The following is a 17,667-nucleotide window of genomic DNA, read 5'->3' as shown; positions in this document are numbered from 1 at the left end:
TCTAATCCCTCAAGGAGACACTGAAATGCTAGACAATCTAAATATGAGTGATGCTGTAACACTTGGTAACGGCGCACTAATCTTGATCGCATCTATTCTTACAATGATCAGCTCAGGCTTCATTTGGCTACTTGTTCTTATAGGTGCAGGTATTATGCAGTCTGCGTTTACTGGCTTCTGCCCAATGACGATGCTTTATCAAAAGTTGAATTTGTTTACTGATAAGTAAATAGATTAACTTTAGATAGAACACAAAAAAGGGACTCGTTTGAGTCCCTTTTTTTATGACTAAGCCAAAGCTTACTGATCAAAGCCAAACAAGATTGACACAAGGTAACACTAGTTGTTATAAATTAATTATAATTTTCAAACTCCTGAATTGCAGGTACTAGATATGACAACCATCAAACTAACAGACGAAATTATCAATGATGTGAAGTTCCTTGCTGATGAACAAGGTCGCTCACCTCACTGGGTCATGCTCGAAGCAATTAAGAAATACGTAAGAGAGTCAAAGCAAGCTATTGAAGACGAAAAAGCATGGCTACAATCTGGTGTAGATGCTTTAAAAAATGCCGAAGAAAAGGGCTATGCTTACACAGCAGAAGAAATGAATGATGAACTTGACCAGCTAAAGAACACATTACAGAAGAAGTAAATATGAGCTATTCAATTCGTTATACTACTGAAGCCGCTAACGACCTACGTGAGTTGATTACGTTTGAAGTTCAAAATACAGGTGAATCCAAAGGTGTAGATCATCTAAGAATGATGTTGGAAAACCTAGCTGATAACCCTAAAATCGGCACGAAGTATGAAGAACATTCTGGTATTCGTCAAATCCATATTCCTTATGGAAAGTCTGGCTACTCTGCGCTTTATAAAGTGCATGATGTTGTGGAGATTGTGGGTATTCTTAGAATTAAGCACCAAAGACAGAATAATTACACCTGACCTTAACAGGAACACATTGTTACGTGCTCGAGGTATCAACATGGAAGGGCATAAGGAGCTGCTTAGGCTGTGAATCACTGAAACGAAAGTCGTTTATTTAGCGATTTAGGAAGCCTCGAATTTTAGTGTGTTAAGTCTAAACAGAAAAAACATAGTTATTTCTTATAACTTCTAATTGACCTTACTGCATTTAATCATACGCATACCAAGATTGATATGTATTAGACGTGGTAGGGCTACCCGCTCTTTTTTTATTATTACACTCTCTACATAAAAGCTGAATATTGGAAATATCATTGAGACCATGTCTAGCCAGCGGAACTATATGATCATAATTTTCTAAATTTATTAACCCGGAAAGATCTTTATCACACAAAACACACCGCCCTCTATCTCTAAAAAACACGGCTCTTTGAACCCATTTTGGGATTGTTTTGCGCAGTAGCGTCCCGTTTTTTTTAAATAGCTTACTCACACTGTCAGGAATGCCATCTTCAACTTGATACTCTATATTTCTTGAAACCATATCATTGAAAAGCAGCATTAATTCCCTATTCTGGTACAACACATGAAAGACTTCTTTAACAGTTTGGTCGATTAAAGCTTCGTATTCGCCAGTAAATCGAAGCTCAGCCATATAATCATAGATATCATCTTCATCACAACTCAAGAAATCCTTACTCTTCCCAACCAAATAAGCCTCAAATGATTCATGCTTAATGTTGTGAAATTCCAGAGCTAACTCAATTGGCAATTGCCTATACTCATCACCTCTTAGGGCAGTAGGAAGACTAGATAATCGTTCTAAGTTATTTTTTCTCTTATCTAAATCTACGGATGACGCATTTTCATAAAAAACATCATCTACTATAAACTCGATAAATTGATGAAGTGAAGAGTACCTATCAAACGGACCTACTAGATTTATGTAAGCTCCATCGCCATAGAATTCGTTTAAATTCACAAGATAAGAAAACTGGTCATGCAGTATATTTCGTATAATATTGCAGAAGTAGTATGTTTCATAAAATTTTGCTTGTATCAACAGTCTCTCCTAGAATTCAATATTTCGAATATCAATTTAATGTGACTAACGCCCGCATAATTCGATCATTTAAAACCCTGAGAGCACCACTCAGAAAGAATACAGACTGCTACTCAATAACCTCAACCATTACACAAGACTTTCAAATTGCTCAAAGCGGTTACGGTAAACTGGTGGCCAGTGCGATACACCCGAAATCATGTGCTTTCTAACTAAAAAAATCTGAAAACACCACCAGCACCAAGTACACAACCATAATAGAAACCTTACAATTCCAAATACAACTTTATCTAAGCCTTAATTTATTCTCTGTCCCTAATAGTAGTCTTCGGATATTTTCCCTATGTTTAAAAACAACCATCGCAGTCATGAAACAAGCAAAAAGGTTAAAATAAAAGGTACTTTCAAATACTGGGAAAAAAGAGAGAACTACAAAGAGCATAGCTGCGCATACTGAACCAAGAGAAACGTACCTTGTTGAAGCAACGATTAGTACGAAGAAACCAAGGCATATTAGCGCCATAAGCCAGTTCACCATAAACAATACAGTGACCGCTGTAAGCACTCCTTTACCGCCTTTAAATCCAAAAAATACGGGCCAGTTATGCCCTACTACAGCACCTGTGCCAGCAATTAGCAGACTTATACAAACTTGTGCACTTTCAGAATAGAAGTAGACACTGAGGTATAACCCAATTAAACAAGCTATTACCCCTTTTAAAATATCACCGACTAGAACAAAAGCCGCCGCAGATTTCCCAAGCACTCTAAGTGTATTAGTCAGCCCAGCACTTTTGCTACCATGCTGCCTAATATCTTTTCCATAAAAGCGGCTAACAATCAAAGCAGTATTTAGGCTACCTAGTAAATACCCAGAAGATAGGGCTAGCATTAACTTCACAATATCCACCAACGTCTTACCCTTCTAAGATTTATTTACTTCATCGCTAAACAACAACGCTGTTATAGCACTTTAGGCACTGTCATCACTGCTTGAACATAAAGCCACATTTAGAACAAGTATATTTCGGCTTAAGAAGTAATAGCACCAAACCAATTGGAAACAGAATGATTACAAAAAACCAGAGCCAGAAACCTCTTTTCCCGTTAGATATACCTGCACACTTAGGACATGATAACTGCGCCATAACCCCCCTCCAGAATTTCTCTTAAAGTCAGTGCTAGCTGAATGACAGAAGGTATTCCACCCTCAACTAGCACAACTCACTACCTAATCAACCAACCCAAACACGAGCATTACGGAACATACGCATCCACGCGCCATCTTCCGCCCACTCATCAGGAGCCCAAGAGTTAGTCACAGCACGCTGCACACGCTCAGGATGAGGCATCATAATCGTCACACGACCGTTATCACTACACAGACCTGTCAATCCGCCCACAGAACCATTCGGGTTCTCAGGATAGTGTTCAGTCGCCTGACCTTGTGCATCAACATAACGTAGCGCTACTTTCTGTGCAGCCACTAGTGCGTCAATCGACACCTCAGTATCAAACACAGCACGACCTTCACCATGTGCCACAGCAATCGGCATCTTAGAACCAACCATGCCTTGCAAGAATACAGACGGCGACTCAGTCACCTCAACCATAGCCACACGTCCTTCAAACTGCTCAGAGTGGTTACGGTAGAATGATGGCCAGTGCGATGCACCCGGGATCATGTGCTTCAACTGAGACAACATCTGACAACCGTTACAGACACCCAGCGCAAACGTATCTTCACGTTCAAAGAACTCGCTAAATGCCTGACTCGCTTTCTCATTGTTCAAAATAGTTTTTGCCCAACCGCCACCAGCGCCCAATACGTCACCGTAAGAGAAACCACCACAAGCAACTAAGCCCTTAAAGTCAGCGAATGACACGCGACCGCTTAGTACATCAGTCATGTGAACATCAACGGTACGGAAGCCCGCTTTATCGAATGCTGCTGCCATTTCGATCTGACCGTTAACGCCCTGCTCTCGCAAGATCGCCACTGCTGGACGATTACCAGACGCAATCAAATCAGCCGTAATATCTTCATTTACATCAAAACTTAGGTCTGCGAACAAACCTGTATCTTTTGCATCTGCAATGCGTTCAAATTCTTGATCGGCACACTCCGTGTTATCACGTAGCGACTGCATACGGTAACTAGCTTCTGACCAGAACTGATGCAAGGTCACACGTGCGTTACTGTAAACAGTCTCGCCAGCCAAACTAAACTCAACCGTATCTTGGTCGTTTAACTGACCGATCACGTGCGTGTAGTCTGCCAAACCAGCATCAGCAAAGGCTGTTTCAACGGCTACTAGATCACTAGCTTTCACTTGAATAACTGCACCAAGCTCTTCGTTGAATAAAGCCTGTGTTGCATCAGCCGCAACCTTATCTAGCTCAACACTCACACCGGTATGACCTGCAAATGCCATTTCAGCAACAGACGCCAATAGACCACCGTCAGAACGATCGTGATACGCCAACAACTTGCCTTCAGCACTTAATGTCTGAATCGCTTTAAAGAAACCAAGCATCATGTCAGTGTCTTTAAAGTCAGGTGCGTACTTACCGACTTTCGAGTAAACCTGTGACAACGCAGACGCTGCCATGCGGTTCTCGCCTTTACCCAAGTCGATCAACATCAACTTAGTGTCACCTTTATCAGTGCGTAACTGAGGTGTTAGCGTGTTACGAATGTCTTCTACACAAGAGAAGCTCGTCACAACCAGTGACAATGGTGATGTCATTTCACGTGGCTCATCGCCCTGCTGCCAAACTGTCTTCATCGACAGAGAATCTTTTCCAACAGGGATACAGATACCTAGCTTCGGACAAATCTCTTCACCCACCGCACGTACTGTGTCGTAAAGTGCTGCGTCTTCACCGTCATGACCTGCTGCGGCCATCCAGTTTGCAGACAACACCATGTTAGACAACTCACCGATGTTTGCTGCTGCAATATTCGTAATCGCTTCACCAATCGCCATACGACCCGATGCTGCTGGATTAACCAATGCAATCGGCGTGCGCTCACCTAGCGCCATCGCCTCACCTGTATACGACTTATAATCCGTTGCTGTTACCGCAACGTCTGCCACAGGCACCTGCCAAGGACCAACCATCTGGTCACGATTAACCATACCCGTGATGCTACGATCACCGATAGTGATTAGGAATGACTTAGACGCAACCGTCGGCATACGAAGTACACGCTCAATCGCTTCAGCAAGATCAATACCCGAGTAATCAAACTCTGGCTGCGTGAATTCAACATGCTTCACGTCACGCAACATTTTTGGCGGCTTGCCAAGTAGTACGTTCATTGGCATATCAACAGGCTTGTTGTCGAAGTTTGAATCAGCAACTAACAAGTGCTGATCTTCTGTTGCATGACCCACAACGGCATATACCGCGCGCTCACGCTGACAAATATCTTCAAACTGCGCTAGCTTAGTTTCATCAACGGCCAACACATAGCGCTCTTGCGCTTCATTACACCAAATCTCCATTGGTGCCATGCCCGGCTCAGCGTTTGGTACAGAGCGAAGTTCGAACTTACCACCACGACCTGCATCATGAATAATTTCTGGAATCGCGTTAGAAATACCACCCGCGCCCACATCGTGCATAGACAGTAACGGGCTATCGTCACCTAGTGCATTACAACGGTCGATAACTTCCTGACAACGACGCTCCATCTCTGGATTACCCCGTTGTACCGATGCGAAATCTAGCTTCTCAGCACTAGTACCACTCGCCATTGACGACGCTGCACCACCACCTAGACCGATCAACATCGCTGGGCCACCTAGCACAACAATCGGAGTGCCTTCTGGTAGCTCTTTCTTCTTAACGTTGTCTGGACGAATGTTTCCTAAACCACCTGCCAACATAATTGGCTTGTGGTATCCGCGCAACTCCATGCCTTTAGGGCCAGGCACTTCTGCTTCAAAGCTTCGGAAGTAACCACACAGGTTAGGACGACCGAACTCATTATTAAATGCTGCCGCACCAATCGGACCTTCCAACATAATGTTAAGCGCCGAATCAATACGTGCAGGACGGCCGAAGTCATTTTCCCACGGCATTTCATATTCTGGAATTCTTAAGTTCGATACTGAGAAACCACACAGACCTGCTTTCGGCTTAGAACCGTTACCCGTCGCGCCTTCGTCTCGAATCTCACCACCAGAACCTGTTGCAGCACCGGGGAAAGGAGAAATAGCTGTTGGGTGGTTATGTGTTTCAACCTTCATCAACATGTGAACAGGCTCATCGTGATGCGCGTATTCATTGCTACCAAATTTCGGGAAGAAACGACTTGCTGCTGGGCCTTCAATAACTGAAGAGTTATCACTATAAGCTGTCAGTACGCCTTCAGGTGAACACTTGTACGTGTTACGAATCATGCCAAATAGCGTTTCTGCTTCTGGCTTACCATCGATAATCCAGTCAGCGTTGAAGATCTTATGACGGCAATGCTCTGAGTTTGCCTGTGCAAACATCATCAACTCAACGTCTGTTGGGCTACGCCCTAGCGCTGCGTAGTTATCCGCTAGGTAGTCAATCTCGTCTAGAGAAAGTGCCAAACCTAGCTCAGTGTTTGCATCGCTTAGTGCTGTTTGAGCGTCTGTGCCCAAGTCAATAAAGCGTAGTTCAGCAGGTTCTGCGTGACTAAACAGATCATCTACACCTGAGTAATCAAACTGAACACTTTCCATCATGCGGTCATGTAATTCCGCACAGATTAGTGCTTTCTGATCTTCGTTAAGCGCTGCACTTGATTCGATGTAGTAAGCCGTTGCGCGCTCCACTCTTGAAACAGTGGTTAGACCACAGTTATGAAGAATGTCAGTTGCTTTACTCGACCAAGGAGAAATCGTACCTTGGCGAGGCGTAACCAAAAACAACTCACCTGACGGCGTCGCTGTATCCTGTTCTTCGCCGTAGCTTAGTAGGTTTTCAAGCAATTCTAATTGCGTCACATCTAGGTATTGCTCTACATCAGCAAAGTGCTGGTAGCGTGCGTGTACTGCCGTCACAACAGGCACATCGCTTTGTAGTTTTGTCAGTAACTTAGATTGAATAAAGTCAGAAAAGGCTCTGCCACCGGGGATAATTAGCATTGGTTGGCTACATCGTTAGGAATGGAGCGGCTATAATAGTGCATCTAGCCTTTAGGTTGAATGCCGATTTTTAATTTTTTCGTGCAAATACAGGGCAGCTTACCTATCATGTGCCGCTTATCTGAATTCAAGAATGGCTGAACACCCCCAATATGCGTCTAAGTAAGATCAAACTGGCTGGATTTAAGTCCTTCGTTGACCCAACTACCCTCGATTTCCACAGTAATTTGACCTCAATTGTTGGTCCGAATGGCTGTGGAAAATCTAATACCATCGATGCTGTTCGTTGGGTTATGGGTGAATCCTCCGCAAAGCACCTTCGCGGTGCGTCGATGGAAGACGTTATTTTTAACGGTTCGTCCTCTCGTAAAAAAATTGGTCAGGCTTGGGTTGAGTTAGTCTTTGATAACTCAGACGGCAGTCTTGGTGGCGAATACGCTCAATACAGTGAGATATCGACCAAGCGACTTATCAGTCGTGACGGCAAGTCTCAGTATTTCTTGAACGGCACACGCTGTCGTCGTCGTGATATTACCGATATTTTCTTAGGCACAGGTCTTGGTCCACGTAGTTACGCGATTATCGAGCAAGGCATGATTTCTCGCCTGATTGACGCGAAGCCAGAAGAGCTACGTGTTTATATTGAAGAAGCGGCCGGCATTTCAAAATACAAAGAACGTCGTCGTGAAACAGAAAATCGCATACGCGCAACTAAAGATAACCTCGAACGCCTTGATGATTTACGTGAAGAAGTTGATAAGCAACTCGGCACGCTAAAACGTCAAGCCAGTGCGGCTGAGCGTTATAAAGATTTCCGTGATACTGAGCGTCGTCTTCATGCAGAGCTATTATTTTTACAGCTACAAGCGATTGATCAAGAGTTAGAGATTCAACAAGCTCAAATTACCGAGCAAGCAGCAGAGCATACTGAGCACTTCAAAGAGCAGCGCGCAATTGAGTCTGACCTAGAGGCACTCCGTAACAAGCAGACTGAAGCCAATGCCAACTTTAACCAAGTGCAGGCCGGCGTATATGAAGCAGGTTCGGAAGTCTCGCAACTGCAACAGCAAATCAAACATCAACATGAAATTGTTGAGCGCGATAAGTTGCAACGTGAGCAGGTAAATCAAGAATTACAAAGTGCGCGCACTCACCTACAGCATGATGAACTTCGCTTGTCTGACGCCCTAGCCTCTTTGGAGTTACTAGAGCCTCAAGCTGAAGAAGTGTTGGAAGTACGTGAAGCACAGCAAGAAGCACTAGACACCGCCGAAGAGTCACTCAACAATTGGAAACAGCAATGGGCGCAGGCGCAGCAACAGCTGACAGAGCCAACACGCCAGTTGAGTGTTGAGGCAAGTAGAGCACAGCAGTTACAGCAGCAAATTAGTCGTAACCAACAGCGCCTTCAACGTTTAGAGCAACAACAATCTGAACACACTGAAGATGCAAGTTCTGATGAAGACATTGAAGCGTTAAACGAACAACAGGCGTTACTCTCTGAGCAGTTACAAGAAGCCGAGTTAATACTTGAAGATATTAAAGAACAAACCTTAGCGCAGCAGACGAGTCAACGAGAACAACAGCAGCAACAAGACCAACTTCGTAGCACTTTGCAGCGCGCAAAAGGACGTTTGAGTTCTTTAGAGACACTGCAACAAGCTGACTTAGGTAAAGACAAGAAGTCACTAAACCGTTGGTTGTCAGAGCAGAACCTCGACAATTTGCCGCGTTTAGCTGAGCAAATTAAAGTGTCGTCTAAGTGGGAAAAAGCCGTTGAGGTTATTCTTGGCCCAACGCTTGAAGCACTTCAGTTGCCTGACAAGCAGAAGCTAGAAAACATTATTAGTAATGGCTGCACTCAAGCGTTAGAACTGTTAATTCCGAATACATCAAAAAATGACTTCAGTGCTGATAGCTTAGCTAATCAAGTGATTGCGCCTGAAACATTAAAGCCATTACTAGCAAATATTATTTGTGTGAAAGACCACAAAGAAGCGTTAGTGATGCAAGGTAGCTTGGCTTTTGGTGAACGCTTGATTACGCCAAATGGTGATTGTTACGCAGCTAACTGGGTGCGTTTTAGCGGTAACAAAGACAATAACGAAGGCGGTGTTCTGGCCCGTCAAAAAGAAATTGAGTCGTTAAAAGCGCAGATTGATCTTGATGAGGCGGCACTTGCTGAAACAGAACAGCAATTAGTCACACTTCAAGAAACTCGAAAGCAGTTAACTGATAAGCAGCAACAGCAACAGCAGCAGCAACAGCAGCTTCACCGCTCTGAAAGTGAAGCGAATGCGCAATTGCACAGCCTTAAGCAGCGCCAAGAGCAGCAACAACAGTTTGCCGCTCGAACCTCTGAGGAAGTAGCTGAGCTTAAAGAACAGCAAGAGCAAGATGCGGAACAGCTGACGACGTCAGAAGAAACTCAAGAATTAGCACAAGCGCAGATTGAGCAGTTAAATGAATCACTTGAGCAGTTGCGTGAACAGCAGCACTCGTTAGAGCAGGCAGTGAGTCACTGTCGTGGATCTTTGCAGTCAAGTCGAGATCAGCATCAAGGCTTACAGATTCAAATAGAAACACAGCGCAATAATAGCCAGAACAGCCAGCAACAACTGACTCGTATTACCGATCAAATTGAAACACTGCAAGCACGTCAACTGAGTCAAACCGAGTCACAGTTAGATGACAAGTTGATTGCTTCGTTACAGCAGCAGTTAGATTTGATGGTGGCTAAGCGTGAAGAAGTTGAAGAAGAGCTGATGCAAGCGCGTCAGTTACTGAGTGATATTGACCAAAATATACGTGAGCAAGAGCAAGCTCGCGGTAAAGCAGAAGCTAAAGTTAATACGCTCCGTGAAAAAATAGAAACACTTAAGCTTAGCTGGCAGAGTGTGAATGTTCGCCGTGAGACACTGGTTGAGCAACAAAACGAAATAGACTATGAAGTGGATTCATTCCAACAGGAAATGGATCTTGAGAAGCACATTAAAACTCACCAAGATGAGTTGATTGCGATTAAGCAAAAAATACAGAAGCTGGGTGCGATTAACTTAGCGGCTATTGAAGAGTTCAGCGCTCAAAACGAACGTAAAGTTTACCTTGATGATCAGCATGCTGATTTGACCAAAGCGATGGATACACTTGAAGCAGCTATTCGTAAAATTGACCGTGATACACGTGGACGCTTTAAGGATACGTTTGAGAAGGTCAATGAGCGTATTCAAGATATGTTCCCTCGCCTGTTTGGTGGCGGTAAGGCTTATCTAGAAATGACCGGGGATGATTTACTCACCACGGGTATTGCGATTATGGCTCGCCCACCAGGTAAGAATCTAAGTAGCATCCAGTTGATGTCAGGTGGTGAAAAAGCGTTAACCGCTGCGGCGATGGTATTTGCTATCTTTGAGCTAAACCCTGCGCCATTCTGTATGCTTGATGAGGTTGATGCACCACTGGATGAGGCTAACGTAGGGCGCTTCTGTGCACTGGTAAAACACATGTCTGAACGAGTACAATTCATCTTTATCACACACAATAAGACAACGATGGAACTGGCAGAAAATCTCATTGGTGTTACCATGCGTGAACCAGGTGTATCACGTATGGTCTCGGTTGACGTGGACGAAGCTGCAAAAATGATTCAAGAATAATTGCTTAAGTTGGTAGGCTAAGGAAACAATATGGACATAGTTAGTATTCTAATTACGGTGGCGCTAGTCATCCTGATGATTGCGTTCTATATCATGGGACGTATGTCACAAAACAAACTCCCTCAAGAACACGATAAAAGTATTCCTCGTATAAATGATGACTTCGGTGAGGTGACCTCTTCTATAAAGGAAGATGTAGCTGCAACTGACGGCTCAACACCCGTTGTTATTGAGAACGACTTTGATGTACTTGAAGAAGAAATCACTGAAATTAAGCAGGCTGCTACGCCACGACAGTTGGTGTTATTCATTGCGGCTAAAGAAGACAGTTCGCTGTCTGGCGATAAAATATTAGAAGTGCTTCCTAAGTACCAAATGGTTTTCGGTGAGATGGATTTATTCCACTACCCTATCGAAAACGGTGGCGAGCCTTCTAAGCTATTTAGTATCGCTAATGGTGTTGCACCTTGGACGTTAAACCCTAAGGACATGGCTGGTTCAGAGACACCTGGGCTATCTATCATGATGCAATTACCAAGCGCTATAGATGACAGAGACGCGATTGAAATATTGGTTTCAACGACTCAGTTAATCTCCAAAGACATCAACGGTATTCTGAAAAATGATAGCCAACAGCCTTTTAGCAAGCAAGATGCTGAAGCGTTAATGGCATCATTGGACGACTGATATAACTAGATAGACGGTAAGCTGGACTAAGCATTGGTTCAGCTTATCTGAATGATAATCGATCAAAAGAACACTCAATAATTACAATAAAAATGCCATTGAGGCAAAGTGAGTAAACTATGATCGGTACGAATAAAGAAGTCTTAGACGAAATTTTCCAGTCGGCAGATGTACCACCAAACACTGGATCTGATGCAGATCAAAAAGAACAGAAGATTAAGCCTCACATGCTGAGACGAAATATTGAAGACTACCAAGAACGTAAAGCGCTTGAGCGAAAGCTACTTGATCTATTTGATGATGACTACCCTCTGGACTAATCACTCATGCTAACGATGGAATTTGTTAGCTTCTGACGTGATATTGATTATCCGTTAGAAGCTAGTTTCTATAATGCTCTGATTAACGCAAAACTCCCATTCCCGAAGCTTCTAAAGTCATACCCGCCTGCTGTATTTACTCTTTAAAAAAGCTTACTTCACTCACAGAATAATCATTTATTTTATCCAATGTATGGCGTGCTTTACGCTCCCCGTCAATCAACCGAAGTACATTTTGTTGAGCCTTATCATCAGACATATACGATAGTTTGAAGTCAACCTTATCACTATTTTTTGGCATACCAATAACCTCAAAGATCATCGATGTAGTGTGATTACCGAGTTTAATACGCCCTTTCCCAAGGCTAAGTTGGATTGGTTTTTTTGTGATTTTTCCACCTTTATCTACACGCTGTAACGCAGTGACATCAAATCCAGATTTTATATAAGCAACAATCAGCTCCTTATACTCCTTGCTACCAGCAACCAAATCTTTCTTATTGTCAGCATTTATCTGACGCATTGATCGATCTAAACCGTAAAGCGGTGCATTTAGTTCAAACCCCCATTTGCCGCTACTCAGGTGAATAAACTTTAAAGTAGCCACGTTGCTATCGTGCGCAAGCGCGGCTGAAGACAGACTTAGTAACACAACTAAAACCATACGGCATAAACGTTGAATCATATGCACACTCTTAAAATTGGAGTCAAAAAAAGCGCGTGCTTCGAGCTAAGCAGTTAACTTAAAGGCACGCGCTAGATACGTTGAAATGACTTTATCGAACAGTTACATCGTTCTCAACAAAGCTACCTGTTAGACAAGCAGGAATATTTGGCGCAGTGTTTTCGAGGGCATGATAGTGATAAGCACCTGACGTAAACTCCGCTGTTGCGTGTGTGTGACCATTACACTCATCTACTGTTGCAACGGTATCTGGCAGCACATTTTCATCATTTACTGAATCATAAGCACCATAGATTGGGTAACCATCTTTAGCTAGACCAGAGAAAATTGCTGGCTCATCAAAAGCAATTGTCGAGTTGCTACAGGTCATACCGTAGTCTTGAGTATAGCTATACTGATCTGACTCAAGCACTGTATTCGTTGACTGAGGAATCATGTGCCAGTGGTAATAACCGGATGGGTCGGGATGTCCTCCACATAGATCAAGCGCTGGAATATTTCCGCTACCTGTTCCACGGACAGCAGGGTCAGTAATCGTAACACTGGGGGGGTTACCTTTTAACGGAACACCATTTAGACCTACACCCACACTAGCAATCGTGCCAATCTCGTAGACTTCAGAACGAACTTCTGGCGTTATTGGTATCAGATAAGTCACTTCTAAATCTGACTCAAGTGCTGCTGATACGCAGTAATTTAAAGAGGTATCACCCATACTTGTTGCATCATTGAAGTTAACCGTTCCGTCTTCATTTACAACATCATAACCATCAGCATCCATCGACTGAACAGCATCGATCAAAGACTGAAAACCTGGGTTTGTATCGCCGTCATAGATACCCATACCGGTATCACTTCGAGCGACGGTAATATCATCTGGGCAATAAGGACCAACAGTCCCTTCACCTTCTGTATCACCCGAACCGTTGGCAGAAAAGACCAACACGTTACACAGTGTTGTGCTGCCATTTTCTAGCGTACAGCTGGCTTGGGTAACACTTTTTAATGCACTACCAAACATAGCACTGCTGAAGAAAGTAGTGGTAGTAGTCGTTTCACTGTCATCGGTTGTTGAGTCTGAGTCACTAGTTTCGGTACTGTCTGTAGTATCTGTAGAAGTGACGACTGGTTCAGACTCAGAAACACAGGCAGTCAGCATCAGACTTATACCAACAACACCCATCAATAAGGTGGGGCGAACGGACGAAATGAAACGCATAATAACTTCCTCAATATTAACTTATTTTAATAGTCACAGTACGATAACGGAACAATGTGTAGTAAGTATGGAAGATTATCAACATTACGCTTAATGGTTAAGTAATGGCTTAAAAGTATTTGTTTATTTTTTATTAGCTACTTTTGATATTTAGTAAATACGAGAGGTTTTCGTTTAGCTTTGATACGAATCCAATTGATAGACTTGAGGACTTTGGGCATCGTCACAATCTTTTCGATGAGATCATGCTTACCAGAAAAATCTATTAATCCGATTCCTAATAATATGGTTAGTAAGCCCTGTCCGGGTAATACCAACATCAATATGCCCATGACAAGTAACATTAACCCTAATAGATTTTTACCCGTGATGAGTAATGTTCTAACAACAGGATGATGTTTCGCCCATGGCTTAATATTTTTTCGAGATACACTGAAGTAATCATCCGGTATACGGATAACGACAATTGGAACAATAAGCAAGGAAAGTACAAACATTACTGCCGAAGCAATGCCTACCAAGACTAGCCATTCAGAATTTAATTGTTCTAAGTTGAACATAAAATACCAAAAAACCGCTGGTGGCGGCAAGGCCACCAGCGCAAATATTGAATTGGTATATCAGTCAAAGCAACTTAGTCAGCTTGATTACGCAAGAAAGCTGGAATGTCTAAGTAGTTCTTGTCAGAACCCGCATCTTTCGCTGCTGGCTCAGATGTAGTGTGGTTAATGTCACTACCTGCAACTTTCTTTTGCGTCTGCTCGATTTGAACAGGACGTAACCGTGTTGTTGCTTGACGCTGCGTAGTAGGCACTGAAGACTCATTCAAACCTTCTAGACCAGTCGCAACGATAGTTACACGGATCTCATCAGTCATCTCTGGGTCAATTACCGTACCAACAACCACTGTCGCATCGTCAGAAGCAAATTCGCGAATCGCGCTACCCACTTCTTCAAACTCATGGATACCCATGTCTAGACCAGCGGTGATGTTAACCAAAATACCGCGAGCGCCATTTAGGTTTACATCATCAAGTAGCGGGCTAGAGATAGCAGCGTTAGCCGCTTTAGTTGCACGCTCTTCACCACTTGAACTACCGGTACCCATCATAGATAGACCCATGCCGTTCATAACAGTTCGAACATCCGCGAAATCCACGTTGATCAAACCAGGGCGTGTAATTAGCTCAGCAATACCCTGAACAGCGCCTAGTAGTACATTGTTAGCCGCTTTGAAAGCGTCCAATAATGTGATGTTCTTACCCAAAGATGTTAGTAGCTTAGCATTTGGAATTGTAATCAAAGAGTCCACACTCTTAGATAATTCAGCAATACCTGCTTCAGCCATTTTCATACGCTTAGGGCCTTCGAATGGGAAAGGCTTCGTCACAACAGCAACGGTCAAAATACCTAACTCACGTGCTAGTTCAGCAACAACAGGTGCAGCACCTGTACCTGTACCACCACCCATTCCAGCAGTGATGAATAGCATGTCTGTACCAGCAATTAATTCTTTAATACGTTCACGATCTTCAAGTGCGGCTTCACGACCAATTTCAGGATTGGCGCCGGCACCTAGACCTTTTGTTAGCGAGTTACCAAGCTGAAGAATTGTACCAACACCTGAACCTTCAAGTGCTTGAGCATCTGTATTTGCACAGATGAAATCAACACCTTCGATTCCTGAGTCGACCATGTTCTTAACAGCGTTACCGCCACCGCCACCAACACCAACAACTTTAATAACTGCGTTCTGACCTTCTGAATCCATTATTTGAAACATACCTTTTCTCCTTGTACTACCAATTCAATGTGACTAACAATTGACCTCTAGGTTTTATTCGTCCTAGATGGCTTCCCCTCACGAAAGACTAAAAGTTTCCGTTAAACCAGCCCTTCACTCTTTCCCATATCCCTACAGATGGGCCTGTTACAAATGCACCGCCTCTACCCGCGGCCATTTGCTGTGCTCCATAAATCAACAGACCAACACCTGTTGAATGGATAGGGTTGTCTACTTCCCCTTTTAAGCCACCCACTTTACGTGGAGATCCTAGGCGAACAGGCATGTGGAATATTTCTTCCGCAAGCTCTACCGCACCTCTAATTTTAGATGATCCACCTGTTAAAACGATACCGCCACCAATACGTTCGGCATAACCACTGCGACGTAACTCTGCCAAGATCAGTGAAAACAGCTCTTCATAACGAGGTTCAATCACCGATGCCAGTGTTTGGGTGGAAAGCGTTCTCGGCTCTCTCTCACCCACACCCGGCACCTCTATAATTTCTTCATCAGTAATCAACTGGCGCAATGCGCTGCCATGTTGAATTTTTAATTGCTCTGCAAATTGCGTCGGCGTACGGACTGCAACTGCGATGTCATTTGTAACTTGGTCGCCCGCAATTGGGATAACCGCTGTATGTTGAATCGCGCCATTTAAGAAGACGGCGATATCACTAGTACCACCACCGATATCAACTAGACATACACCTAGCTCTTTCTCATCTTCTTCTAGCACTGCGTAGCTTGAAGCAACCTGCTCTAAGATCAGGTCATCAACATCCAAGCCACAACGCTCAACACACTTAATAATGTTTTGTGCCGCACTTTGTGCACCTGTTACCAAGTGAACACGTGCTTCTAAACGTACACCCGCCATACCGATTGGATCACGAATACCGTCTTGATCATCAATCACGTATTCCTGAGGAAGTACGTGCAAAATACGCTGATCAGCAGGAATAGCTACCGCACGTGCAGCATCCATGACGCGCTCAAGATCAGCTTCAGTCACTTCTTTGTCTTTAATCGCCACAATACCGTGAGAGTTCAAACTACTAATGTGGCTACCAGCAATACCTGCGTAAACAGAGTTGATATTCACACCAGCCATTAGCTCAGCTTCTTCAACCGCTCGGTTAATTGACTCAATCGTTGAATCAATATTAACCACTACACCTTTTTTCATGCCGTGTGCAGGGTTCTTACCGATACCAATAATTTCAACTTCACCGCTAGCGGCTACTTCACCAATAAGCGCCACGACTTTAGACGTTCCAATGTCCAAAGCGACTACCATGTTTGTTCCATCTGCACGTGACATACTGTGTACTACCCCTTTTTCCGGCTGGCTTCTTGTTTTATCTGCCAGTTACTCTTCCATTTCACTGCAAAACCGTTGGTGTAACGCAAATCTACGGTATGAATTTTCTCAATACTATCCACCAACTCACGTTTGTAACCAACCACAAAACGTCGTAAGCGTTTTTCCTGCTTTTCACGGCCAATATTTACCGTCAAACCATTCTCTAACTTCAACTGCCACGAGCCACGCGCATCCTCACGAAACTCAACAATCTTGACAGGAAAGTCTCTTGTCCATTGCTGCACTTTCAAGTAGTTCTCAACCATCATTCGCCCGTTATCTTCAGGGCTAAACAACACCGGTAACTGTCCTACTTTATCTGGCAACTCAGCATCAATGATTTCACCATATTCATTAAGCATACTGCCCTCGCCCCAAAAGGCGATTGGTCGCTCTTCGTATATGGTGACCTCTAATTTTTTTGGCCACATTTTAGTCAAAGAAGCAGAATAAACCCACGGGTTAAACTCTAACTCTTCTTCTAAACCTTTTGCATCCAACATAAACAAATTGGTTGCTACAAACGGCTGCACGATAGGGCGAAGCTCGTCTTTCGATAAATACTGCAAGCCATTCACTCTATCTGAACTACCAATCGTTACCGACTCAATCGTCAAATTTTCAGGACGATTAAACCAAATATAACTCGCACTAATCAGTAGCACTGGCGCCAATACCAATAAGGTCGTCGATAAGCGCTTCAGGCCTTGAGCCGATACGCTTGGTTTTTTCCACGACATACCACCACTGGTATTAGGCTGCTTTACCGTCTTACGACGGGTAGCTTGTGGGCGCTTCTTCTTAGTGACTTGAGTGGCCATAA

Annotated in this window: 15 protein-coding genes; 6 read left to right on the top strand and 9 right to left on the bottom strand. The window is 43.6% G+C overall.

Going from position 1 to position 17,667, the window contains the following annotated elements:
* The first annotated feature begins 25 nt into the window (after window positions 1–25).
* The 3 genes from DKT75_RS02785 (at window position 26) to DKT75_RS02775 (ending at window position 954) form a co-directional block, all read left to right on the top strand.
* On the top strand, window positions 26–229 hold the full coding sequence (locus DKT75_RS02785; RefSeq protein ID WP_109821909.1) for a YgaP family membrane protein: 204 nt from the start codon (window positions 26–28) through the stop codon (window positions 227–229).
* A 165-nt stretch (window positions 230–394) separates the two neighbouring features.
* On the top strand, window positions 395–658 hold the full coding sequence (locus DKT75_RS02780) for a CopG family ribbon-helix-helix protein (protein WP_109821908.1): 264 nt from the start codon (window positions 395–397) through the stop codon (window positions 656–658).
* Between the two features lie 2 nt (window positions 659–660).
* Window positions 661–954, top strand: a complete 294-nt coding sequence (locus DKT75_RS02775) for a type II toxin-antitoxin system RelE/ParE family toxin (RefSeq protein WP_109821907.1) — start codon at window positions 661–663, stop codon at window positions 952–954.
* A gap of 190 nt (window positions 955–1,144) precedes the next feature.
* Here the strand turns inward: DKT75_RS02775 and DKT75_RS02770 are convergent, their stop codons facing one another.
* The 3 genes from DKT75_RS02770 to purL form a co-directional block, all read right to left on the bottom strand.
* Window positions 1,145–1,999 carry an HNH endonuclease gene (locus DKT75_RS02770; RefSeq protein WP_109821906.1) on the bottom strand — a complete coding sequence of 285 codons (855 nt, stop codon included), beginning with the start codon at window positions 1,997–1,999 and terminating at the stop codon, window positions 1,145–1,147.
* Between the two features lie 286 nt (window positions 2,000–2,285).
* A complete protein-coding gene (plsY, locus tag DKT75_RS02765) occupies window positions 2,286–2,909 on the bottom strand; it encodes a glycerol-3-phosphate 1-O-acyltransferase PlsY (RefSeq protein ID WP_211665136.1) in 624 nt (207 codons plus the stop codon).
* Window positions 2,910–3,234: 325 nt separating this feature from the next.
* Window positions 3,235–7,128, bottom strand: a complete 3,894-nt coding sequence (gene purL / locus DKT75_RS02760; RefSeq protein WP_109821904.1) for a phosphoribosylformylglycinamidine synthase — start codon at window positions 7,126–7,128, stop codon at window positions 3,235–3,237.
* A gap of 152 nt (window positions 7,129–7,280) precedes the next feature.
* On the opposite strand from purL, the gene smc reads away from it, so the two are divergent.
* The 3 genes from smc (at window position 7,281) to DKT75_RS02745 (ending at window position 11,791) form a co-directional block, all read left to right on the top strand.
* A complete protein-coding gene (gene smc, locus DKT75_RS02755; RefSeq protein WP_109821903.1) occupies window positions 7,281–10,784 on the top strand; it encodes a chromosome segregation protein SMC in 3,504 nt (1,167 codons plus the stop codon).
* Between the two features lie 30 nt (window positions 10,785–10,814).
* Window positions 10,815–11,471 carry a cell division protein ZipA C-terminal FtsZ-binding domain-containing protein gene (locus tag DKT75_RS02750; protein WP_109821902.1) on the top strand — a complete coding sequence of 219 codons (657 nt, stop codon included), beginning with the start codon at window positions 10,815–10,817 and terminating at the stop codon, window positions 11,469–11,471.
* A gap of 119 nt (window positions 11,472–11,590) precedes the next feature.
* A complete protein-coding gene (locus tag DKT75_RS02745; protein WP_109821901.1) occupies window positions 11,591–11,791 on the top strand; it encodes a PA3496 family putative envelope integrity protein in 201 nt (66 codons plus the stop codon).
* A gap of 136 nt (window positions 11,792–11,927) precedes the next feature.
* Here DKT75_RS02745 and DKT75_RS02740 read toward each other — a convergent pair whose 3' ends face one another.
* From DKT75_RS02740 to DKT75_RS02715, 6 genes are all read right to left on the bottom strand, one after another.
* Window positions 11,928–12,476 (bottom strand): hypothetical protein, encoded by a 549-nt coding sequence (locus tag DKT75_RS02740; RefSeq protein WP_109821900.1) that lies wholly within the window; start codon window positions 12,474–12,476, stop codon window positions 11,928–11,930.
* A 91-nt stretch (window positions 12,477–12,567) separates the two neighbouring features.
* Window positions 12,568–13,695, bottom strand: coding sequence for a YHYH protein (locus tag DKT75_RS02735; RefSeq protein ID WP_109821899.1), 1,128 nt, complete (start codon window positions 13,693–13,695; stop codon window positions 12,568–12,570).
* A 137-nt stretch (window positions 13,696–13,832) separates the two neighbouring features.
* The gene (locus DKT75_RS02730) at window positions 13,833–14,255 is read right to left on the bottom strand and encodes a PGPGW domain-containing protein (protein ID WP_109821898.1); all 423 of its coding nucleotides are present in this window, start codon (window positions 14,253–14,255) and stop codon (window positions 13,833–13,835) included.
* A gap of 74 nt (window positions 14,256–14,329) precedes the next feature.
* Window positions 14,330–15,478, bottom strand: coding sequence for a cell division protein FtsZ (gene ftsZ / locus DKT75_RS02725; RefSeq protein WP_109821897.1), 1,149 nt, complete (start codon window positions 15,476–15,478; stop codon window positions 14,330–14,332).
* 88 nt (window positions 15,479–15,566) lie between these two features.
* Window positions 15,567–16,802: a cell division protein FtsA gene (gene ftsA, locus DKT75_RS02720; RefSeq protein WP_109821896.1), complete on the bottom strand. Its 1,236-nt coding sequence runs from the start codon at window positions 16,800–16,802 to the stop codon at window positions 15,567–15,569.
* A gap of 8 nt (window positions 16,803–16,810) precedes the next feature.
* Window positions 16,811–17,665 carry a cell division protein FtsQ/DivIB gene (locus DKT75_RS02715; RefSeq protein WP_109821895.1) on the bottom strand — a complete coding sequence of 285 codons (855 nt, stop codon included), beginning with the start codon at window positions 17,663–17,665 and terminating at the stop codon, window positions 16,811–16,813.
* Window positions 17,666–17,667 lie beyond the last annotated feature (2 nt).

Origin of the sequence: Leucothrix arctica, from assembly GCF_003172895.1 — a bacterium.
In the GTDB taxonomy this organism is placed as follows: Bacteria; Pseudomonadota; Gammaproteobacteria; order Thiotrichales; family Thiotrichaceae; genus Leucothrix; species Leucothrix arctica.
The sequence above is the reverse complement of the archived record's forward strand: the minus strand, read 5'-3'. Positions and strand labels throughout refer to the sequence as shown.

Coding starts and splice junctions, on each gene's coding strand:
- DKT75_RS02775 (WP_109821907.1), top strand. CDS start 661: ATGAGCTATTCAATTCGTTATACTACTGAAGCCGCTAACGACCTACGT.
- DKT75_RS02730 (WP_109821898.1), bottom strand. CDS start 14,255: ATGTTCAACTTAGAACAATTAAATTCTGAATGGCTAGTCTTGGTAGGC.
- ftsZ (WP_109821897.1), bottom strand. CDS start 15,478: ATGTTTCAAATAATGGATTCAGAAGGTCAGAACGCAGTTATTAAAGTT.
- DKT75_RS02745 (WP_109821901.1), top strand. CDS start 11,591: ATGATCGGTACGAATAAAGAAGTCTTAGACGAAATTTTCCAGTCGGCA.
- purL (WP_109821904.1), bottom strand. CDS start 7,128: ATGCTAATTATCCCCGGTGGCAGAGCCTTTTCTGACTTTATTCAATCT.
- ftsA (WP_109821896.1), bottom strand. CDS start 16,802: ATGTCACGTGCAGATGGAACAAACATGGTAGTCGCTTTGGACATTGGA.
- DKT75_RS02735 (WP_109821899.1), bottom strand. CDS start 13,695: ATGCGTTTCATTTCGTCCGTTCGCCCCACCTTATTGATGGGTGTTGTT.
- DKT75_RS02740 (WP_109821900.1), bottom strand. CDS start 12,476: ATGATTCAACGTTTATGCCGTATGGTTTTAGTTGTGTTACTAAGTCTG.
- DKT75_RS02715 (WP_109821895.1), bottom strand. CDS start 17,665: ATGGCCACTCAAGTCACTAAGAAGAAGCGCCCACAAGCTACCCGTCGT.
- DKT75_RS02785 (WP_109821909.1), top strand. CDS start 26: ATGCTAGACAATCTAAATATGAGTGATGCTGTAACACTTGGTAACGGC.
- DKT75_RS02780 (WP_109821908.1), top strand. CDS start 395: ATGACAACCATCAAACTAACAGACGAAATTATCAATGATGTGAAGTTC.
- smc (WP_109821903.1), top strand. CDS start 7,281: ATGCGTCTAAGTAAGATCAAACTGGCTGGATTTAAGTCCTTCGTTGAC.
- DKT75_RS02750 (WP_109821902.1), top strand. CDS start 10,815: ATGGACATAGTTAGTATTCTAATTACGGTGGCGCTAGTCATCCTGATG.